Below are 7,779 nucleotides of genomic sequence, written 5' to 3'. Positions count from 1 at the left end.
CCTCGAGGTCGAGCGCCCGCACGTGCACGCGCTGGGCCTCGGTCGAGCGCAGCCGCATCTCGATCCACTTCTGCTCCTCGTCCCACACCGCGACGTGCTGGAAGGTGCCAAGGTCGAAGTCGGCGTCGAGCTCGCGGTCGAGGACGGTGAGCACGTTCTTGTTGAAGGCGGCCGTCACGCCCAGCGCGTCGTCGTACGCCGCGACGAGGCGCTCGGAGGACTTCACCAGGTCCGTGCCGAGCAGGAAGAAGTCGCCCTCGCCCAGCGTGCCCCGGACGTCGCGCAGGAAGACCGCCCGCTGGTCGGGGTCGAGGTTGCCGATGGTGGAGCCGAGGAAGGCGAGCAGCCGTCGCGGACCGCGGGGCAGCTCACCCAGGTGGCGCTCGAAGTCGCCGACGACGGGCTGCACGGCGAGCCCGGGGAACTCCGCGGCCACCTGCTCGCTGGCGAGCGTGAGGATCGCGGGGTCGACGTCGAAGGGCACGAAGCGCGTCAGCGTGCCGGCGTCACGCAGGGTGCGCAGCAGCAGCCGGGTCTTCTCCGAGGTGCCGCTGCCGAGCTCGAGCAGCGTCTGCGCGCCCGTGACCTCGGCGATCTCGGTGACGCGCTCCTCGAGGATCGAGCGCTCGGTGCGGGTGGGGTAGTACTCCTCGAGCCGGGTGATCTGGTCGAAGAGGTCGCTGCCGTGGGCGTCGTAGAAGTACTTGGGCGGCAGCGTGAGGGGACGCGCGCTCAGCCCCGCGCGGACCTCCTGCGCCATCTGGGTCACGAGGCTGCCCGGGTCGAGGTGCACGTCCATGTCGGTGAGGCTCATCAGGACTCCAAGGAGGTCACGGTGACCCCCGCGGAGGTCACCTCCAGCAGGTGGTGGTCGGGGACGTCGACCCACCGCGGGTCGTCGTCCCAGGGCTCGCTGGCCACGGCGACACCGTCGGGCTCGACGAGGTAGCTCAGGGGGTCGCCCCAGCTCACCGCCGTCACCCGGGTGCCGTCGTGCAGCAGCAGGTTGAGCGTCGCGGTCGGATCGAGCCGGGCGACCTCGAGCACGGTGCGCCCGACCGCCTCGGCCGTGGCGGTGCCGGCCGCGAGCACGTGGGCGGCGAGCACGGCCGAGTCGCAGACCGACTCGACGTCGTGACGCAGGGGCAGCACTGACCGGTCGACGCGGCCGTTGTGCGAGAGCAGCGTGCGGCCGTCGGTGAAGGGGGCTGCTGCGCTCTCGTCCATTGGCATGCCCTCTGTCGCCGAGCGCACCGCGGCCAGGACCGCGCCGGAGGAGAGCACGGGGGCCACGGAAGCGAAGGACGCGTCGCCCCACAGCGGTCGCGCCGAGCGCCACCGCACCGGCTGCTGCTGTCCCGGGACGTGGAATCCCACGCCCCAGCCGTCGGCGTTGAGCAGCCCGCGCTGCTGGCGCCGCGGCTGGTAGGACTGGCGCAGCAGGCCGTGCGAGGGCTCCAGGACCAGGGAGGCGATGCTGCGGGGCCCGCCCAGCCAGGCGAGGTGCCTACACATCCCAGGCCAGCCTCAGGCCGCAGAAGATCTGGCGGCGGACCGGGTGGTCCCAGTTGCGGAAGGAGGGGCGGATGGCGGACCCACCGACCGACCACGCTCCCCCGCGCAGCACGCGGTAGTCCCCGCCGAAGAACGGCGCGCTGTAGTCGGCGTAGAGCATCGTGGAGAAGCCCGGCCACGGGTCGAAGCCCGACGACGTCCACTCCCAGACGTCGCCCATCATATGCTCCACGCCGTACGCCGACGCGCCGGCCTCGTAGGCACCGACCGGTGCGGGGCGCAGGGCATCACCGCCGAGGTTGGCGAGCGCGGGGGTCCACTCGCTCTCCCCCCAGGGCCACCGCCGCCGGCGACCCGCCTCGGGGTCCCACGCGCAGGCCTTCTCCCACTCGTGCTCGGTGGGCAACCGGGCACCGGCCCAGGCGGCGTAGGCCTCGGCCTCGAAGAAGCAGACGTGCTGCACGGGCTCGTCGGCCGGGACGTCCTCGACCAGGCCGAAGCGTCGCCGGGAGCCGTCGGCCGACCAGAAGAGCGGTCGCTCCAGGCCGGCCTCGAGACGGTGCTCCCAGCCACGCGGCGACCACCAGGTCGGGTCGTCGTAGCCACCGGCATCGATGAAGCCCTGCCACTCGGCGTTGGTCACGGGCACGCGGGCGATCCGGAAGGCGGCCAGGTCGACCCGGTGGGCGGGGCGCTCGTTGTCGAGCGACCAGGGCTCCTGCTCGCCGTCGACGCCCAGCGTGAACGGACCGGCAGCCACCAGGATCGCGTCGCGCGGGACGGGACGCCCGGGCGGCAGCGGCGACCCGTGGCCGAGGACCGGCTCGCCGTCGCGCAGCTGGTGGGTCGCGAGCATCGTCTCCACGTGCTGCTGCTCGTGCTGCTCCACCATCACGAACGGGAAGAGCTCCTGCTCGTCGGCACGCTCCAGCCCGTCGAGCACCCGGCCGCGCACGTCGGCGAGGAAGCCTCGCGCCTCTCGGGCGGTGAGCAGCGGCAGGGTCACGCGACGGGCGCGCGGGTGCTCGAAGGCGTCGTAGAGCTTCTCGACGTCGCTGGCGAGGATGCCCTGCGCCGCGGCGTTGCCGCCGCGCAGGAGCCACAGGTCCTCCTGCTGCCCGATGTGGGCGAGGTCCCAGACCAGCGGGCTCATCAGCGGGCTGTGCTGGGCGGTCAGCTCGGCCTCGTCGATGTCGGTCAGGCGGGCGGTGCGGGTGCGGGCAGCCTCCAGGCCGACGGCGACGGACTCACGCATGGGCTTCCTCCTCGAGGACGTGCAGGGGGCCGTGGCTCTCGGCCGCGGACCGGATCTCGTCGGCGGGGGTGCGACCCGAGGCCACCAGCTCGGCGAGGGCCTCGAGCTGGGGACGCAGGTCGACCGGGCCGCGGCGGGCGGCCACCTCGGCGCAGCCGGTCACCGCACGCCGCAGCGCGGGATCGGCCAGGCCGTGACGGGCCGCGGCCTCCCAGGCGTGCGCGACCGGCTGGCACAGGTCGGCCGCCACGTCGGCCGCCACGGCGTCGTCGATCAGGGTGGTCGCCAGGCCGGCCAGCGCCGGCCACCAGCGGTCGGGCAGGGCGTCGATGCAGCGGATCTCCACGTAGCCGCGCGGTCGCACCGGCGGGAAGAGCGTCGTCAGGTGGTAGTCGAGGTCCGCCTGCGTGGCACGCCGGCCCAGCCGGGCCGGCTCGCGCAGCCAGTCACCGAAGGACACCAGCGTCCGCACCGGCGTCATGCCGGTGTCGCCGCGCAGGAGCATCACCGGGGCGTTGAGCGCGTAGAGCGCCCACGCGACCGTCGGCTCCCCCATCGGGATCGGGTCGCTGCGCCCGTGGTCGATGCCGTGCCAGGTCTCCTGGCGCATCGAGTGCCAGCCGGACGCGCGACCGCCGAGGTAGGGCGACGTCGCGGAGGCCGCGACGAACATCGGGACCAGCGAGCGGATCAGCTCGATGCGCGCCGACCATCCGGCCGGCGGACCGGCGTCGAGGTTGACCTGGAGCGCGGCCGTGGCCGACATCATCGCGCGGGCGGGGGCACCGCAGCCGCGGGCCTCGAAGTGCTGCTCCATGGCGGCATAGCGCGGTGCCGGGTTGCAGCGGCTCACCTCGCGGGCAGGGTCGGCTCCCAGGGGCGCTGCCCCGAAGCCCGCCTCCCCCAGCGCGCGCCGCAGGACCTCGCGGTCGGCTCTCAGCGCCGCGACGGCTGCCGAGACGTCGTCACGCGGCGGCGTCGAGAGCTCGACCTGGGCGCCCGGCTCGAGGGTGACGGTGCTGCCCGACGGCATCGGCGGCAGGTCCGCCACGAGCGCCTGCACCTCGACCCACGACGGGCGCCGGGCCGGGGTGGCGAGGTCGACGAGGTGGAGCTCCAGCTCCAGGCCGACGCGACGGTCGGTGCCCGGGCTCAGGGCTCCCGCGGCGACGTACGCCGTCGCTGCCGCCATCGGGTCGGCGGTGTCCAGGACGTCGCCCACGTCCGTGAGCGCTGTGACTGTCTCGGCGGTCATTCCGCCCCCTCCAGGTCCGGACCGGTCGACAAGTCGACCGCGGGTCGGTGCGGGGGCGGCCAGGATCGGCCGTCCTCGATGTGCACGTCCATGCTTACCCGACGGGGCCAACGCACCCAAGCACCGGAACGGGTTGTTCACGGAACCGTCAGGTCTCGACCGACCTGCTGAAGGTGGTTCTTCAGGGACCGAGGGCCCCGGCGACGTGCGCCAGGTCCTCGACGGTGCAGTCGAGGTGCGGGCTGAGCCGCAGGGTCGCCTCGACGGGGTCCCAGGGGGCCCGCCAGGGCAGCGACGCCGTGGTCAGGATGCCGTGCTGGTCGAGCAGGCGTCGGCGTACGTCGGTGACGTCCTGGCCGTCCAGGGGCCGCAGCGCGGTGATCGCGCCCCGGCCGGGCAGGACGCTCCAGCCCGGCACGTCGGCGAGGTGCTCGCGGGTCCGCTCCCCGACCCGGTCCAGATCTTCCTCGACGAGCCGCGGACCGGCGGCGACATAGCTCCGCACCGCGGCGGCCAGACCGACCCTGCCGGCGACGTTGCTCTCCCCCGACTCCAGCAGGCGGAGCGGGCCGGCGCCAGGATGCTTGCGCTGGGGCGGAGCCTGGAGCCGCTCCCAGTGCTCGGCGGCGACCGCGAGCATGCCCACCCCGCGCGGGCCGCGCAGCCACTTGCGGCTCGTGGCGTAGGCGGCCGCGACGCCTGCTGCCGACTCCCGGTGACCGATGGTCTGGGCCGCGTCGACCCACACGGGGACGCCTGCGGGAGTGCAGGCCGTCACGATCTCGGCAACCGGCTGCACCAGGCCGCGGTGCGAGGCGACCTGGTCGACGTGCACGAGCGTGAGCGCGAGCCGGTCGAGGTCGGAGCCCAGGGCCTGGTGGTCGATCGCCCCGTCCGCGTCGACGGCCAGCGGCACGCAGACCGCGCCGGCGGCCTCGAAGGCCTCGAGGTTGGGCCCCCACTCCGAGGGGGCCACCCCCACACGGTCACCGGGACGCACCGGCCAGGAGCCGATCAGGACCTGGAGCGCCGACGTGCCGCTCTCGACGAGGGCGACACCGTCGTCCGGGACGCCGAACAGGGCCGCCAGGTCGCGGCGGAGGCCGTCGAGGACCTCACCCGCCTCCTCCTCGGCCACGTAGGCACCGCGCGCGACCTCGAGGTCGAGGTGCGCACGGACGGCCTCGACCGTCTCCGGGGCCATCCGTCCGGCAGCGGCGGAGTCGAGGTGGACGACCACGTCGGTCGGGGGGACGGCATCGGTCATGACGAGGAGTCTAGGAAGCGTTCGCCCGCGGGCAGCCCGGCGCCGGGCTAGGGTCGCGCGATGACGACTCGGGTGGTCCACGCGTTGGTGCTGTTGCTGCTGGTGGCTGGGGCTGCGGTGCTGCCCGGCGCGATGGCGTCGGCCGATGACGAGGTCGACACGACGGCGCCGCAGGTGCAGCTCAACCCCTGCTTCGAGGGGACCGGCTGCAGGCTGGTCCGGGCAGCGGTCCATGGCGACCTCGAGCCGGGCGACGACCTGGCCGTCCTCGGCGCCCGCATCGGCGACCAGGTGCTGGCCGAGCACGTCTTCGACGACGGGTCGGGGTTCGTGCCCTACGGCCCCTACTGGCCCTACGGCAGCGACGTGGGCTTCCTCGTCGACTACGCGCTCAGCGTCGAGGTTCCGCGCGGTTCCAGCGACATCACGTTCTATGCCCGCGACCTCGAGGGCAACAGCAGTGAGCTGACCACGACCGTCCTCGGGCCGGTCCCACCCGGCCCCGTTCGGCGGCTGACGGCCCGCCTCAGCGGGCACCGCACCGCGCAGGTCTCCTGGGGTCCGGCCTCGCGCGCCGGCAGCTGCTGCGTGCGTTACACGGTGCGCACCCCTGGTCGGGCTCCGCGGTCCTATGCCTCGCTGCCGCCGTCGTTCGGCCTGCCGGGCTTCACCTACCGCAGTCTCACACCGGGCTGGCACCGCTTCACCGTGCGCGCGAGCACCGAGGGCGGCACAGGTCCTGCCAGGTCGGTGCGCCTCTTCGTCCCCCGCCGGCACGCGGGCTGAGAAACCGAAGCGCCGCGCCCTAGGATCTCGGACGCGGCGCTTCGACGGTTGAGAACCTCAGTCGAGGTAGTCGCGCAGGACCTGCGAGCGCGACGGGTGACGCAGCTTGGACATGGTCTTGGACTCGATCTGGCGGATCCGCTCACGGGTCACGCCGTAGACCTTGCCGATCTCGTCGAGCGTCTTGGGCTGACCGTCGGTCAGGCCGAAGCGCATCGAGACGACGCCTGCCTCGCGCTCCGAGAGCGTGTCGAGGACCGCGTGCAGCTGCTCCTGCAGCAGCGTGAAGGACACGGCGTCGGCGGGCACGATGGCCTCGGAGTCCTCGATGAGGTCACCGAACTCCGAGTCGCCGTCCTCACCGAGGGGGGTGTGCAGCGAGATGGGCTCGCGGCCGTACTTCTGGACCTCGATGACCTTCTCGGGGGTCATGTCGAGCTCCTTGGCGAGCTCCTCTGGCGTGGGCTCGCGACCCAGGTCCTGCAGCATCTGGCGCTGGACGCGGGCGAGCTTGTTGATGACCTCGACCATGTGCACGGGGATGCGGATGGTGCGGGCCTGGTCTGCCATGGCGCGGGTGATCGCCTGACGGATCCACCACGTCGCGTAGGTCGAGAACTTGTAGCCCTTGGTGTAGTCGAACTTCTCGACCGCACGGATCAGACCGAGGTTGCCCTCCTGGATCAGGTCGAGGAAGAGCATGCCGCGGCCGGTGTAGCGCTTGGCCAGCGAGACCACGAGGCGCAGGTTGGCCTCGAGGAGGTGGTTCTTGGCGCGGCGACCGTCCTCGGAGATCCACTCGAGCTCCTCGAGGACCTTGGGCGTGATCTTGCCGCCCTTGTTGAGCTTCTCCTCGGAGAAGAGGCCGGCCTCGATCCGCTTGGCGAGCTCGACCTCCATCTCGGCGTTGAGGAGGGGCACCTTGCCGATCTGCTTGAGGTAGTCCTTGACGGGGTCGGCGGTCGCACCGGCGACCATGACCTGCTGCTCGGGCTCGTCGGTGTCGTCGGCCGCGGAGACGATGAACGTCGCGGACTTCTCGTCCTCGACGATCGTCGGGTCGGCCTTGACGTCCTTCTCGAACTCCTCGTCGGGGATGTCGGGGAGGATCTTCTTGCCGTCGGGTCCGATCACCACGGGGGCAGCCTCGACCTCGACGACCGCCTCGGCGGCCTTCTTGGCCGCGGTCTTCTTGGCCGCGGTCTTGGCGGGCGCCTTCGCCGCGGTCTTCTTCGCCGGAGCGGCGGCCGTGGCCTCCGCGACGGCGGGCTCCGCGGTCTTGGCGGCGGCCGCCTTCTTGGCCGGAGCCTTCTTGGCGGCAGTCGCGGTGGTGGTCTTGCGGGTGCTGGCCGCGGCGGCCACCCGGGCCGAGGCCGCGGGCAGTGCCACCGAGATGCCGAGGCCGCTCAGGTGGGCCAGGAGGGCCTTGAGGTGGCGCGGCTCCACGGCCGCGTCCTCACTGGCTCGCCTCACCTGCTCGGGGGTCACGCTCCCGGTCGGGGCAGCCTGCAGGAGCAGCGCCTCGACAGCGGGGTGGGACAGCACGTCAGCGGGGATCTTGCGCGCGTTCGAAGACACGAACACCTCTCGTCAAACTGGCATAGGGCGCGACTCAACCCGGTGTCGTCAAGAGCCGCGTCGTCATTCTGCCACGGGCGTGGTCACGGGGGACACTCCGCCCCGGATGCGGCTCACCCGCAG

Annotated in this window: 7 protein-coding genes; 1 reads left to right on the top strand and 6 read right to left on the bottom strand. The window is 72.9% G+C overall.

From position 1 onward, the window contains the following. The 5 genes from egtD to AAG827_RS15095 form a co-directional block, all read right to left on the bottom strand. On the bottom strand, positions 1-814 hold an 814-nt coding region (egtD, locus tag AAG827_RS15115), incomplete at its 3' end, for an L-histidine N(alpha)-methyltransferase (RefSeq protein WP_341926933.1). Beyond that, positions 814-1,515 carry an ergothioneine biosynthesis protein EgtC gene (egtC, locus tag AAG827_RS15110; protein ID WP_341926932.1) on the bottom strand — a complete coding sequence of 234 codons (702 nt, stop codon included), beginning with the start codon at positions 1,513-1,515 and terminating at the stop codon, positions 814-816. The genes egtD and egtC, both read right to left, overlap by 1 nt. Further along, complete coding sequence (egtB, locus tag AAG827_RS15105) at positions 1,508-2,770, bottom strand: ergothioneine biosynthesis protein EgtB (protein ID WP_341926931.1); 1,263 nt, start codon at positions 2,768-2,770, stop codon at positions 1,508-1,510. Before egtB ends, egtC begins: the two co-directional genes overlap by 8 nt. Continuing rightward, positions 2,763-4,025 carry an ergothioneine biosynthesis glutamate--cysteine ligase EgtA gene (gene egtA, locus AAG827_RS15100; protein WP_341926930.1) on the bottom strand — a complete coding sequence of 421 codons (1,263 nt, stop codon included), beginning with the start codon at positions 4,023-4,025 and terminating at the stop codon, positions 2,763-2,765. The genes egtB and egtA overlap by 8 nt, the downstream gene beginning before the upstream one ends. A gap of 181 nt (positions 4,026-4,206) precedes the next feature. Then, a complete protein-coding gene (locus AAG827_RS15095; protein WP_341926929.1) occupies positions 4,207-5,292 on the bottom strand; it encodes an aminotransferase class V-fold PLP-dependent enzyme in 1,086 nt (361 codons plus the stop codon). 60 nt (positions 5,293-5,352) lie between these two features. Between AAG827_RS15095 and AAG827_RS15090 the strand changes: the two genes are divergently transcribed. Beyond that, the gene (locus AAG827_RS15090) at positions 5,353-6,078 is read left to right on the top strand and encodes a fibronectin type III domain-containing protein (RefSeq protein WP_341926927.1); all 726 of its coding nucleotides are present in this window, start codon (positions 5,353-5,355) and stop codon (positions 6,076-6,078) included. A 57-nt stretch (positions 6,079-6,135) separates the two neighbouring features. Here AAG827_RS15090 and AAG827_RS15085 read toward each other — a convergent pair whose 3' ends face one another. After that, a complete protein-coding gene (locus AAG827_RS15085) occupies positions 6,136-7,662 on the bottom strand; it encodes an RNA polymerase sigma factor (RefSeq protein WP_341926926.1) in 1,527 nt (508 codons plus the stop codon). Positions 7,663-7,779: the final 117 nt, after the last annotated feature.

Source organism: Nocardioides psychrotolerans (genome assembly GCF_943371775.1).
GTDB classification, from domain to species: domain Bacteria; phylum Actinomycetota; class Actinomycetes; order Propionibacteriales; family Nocardioidaceae; genus Nocardioides; species Nocardioides psychrotolerans_A.
This window is presented reverse-complemented; position numbering and strand designations above follow the sequence as displayed.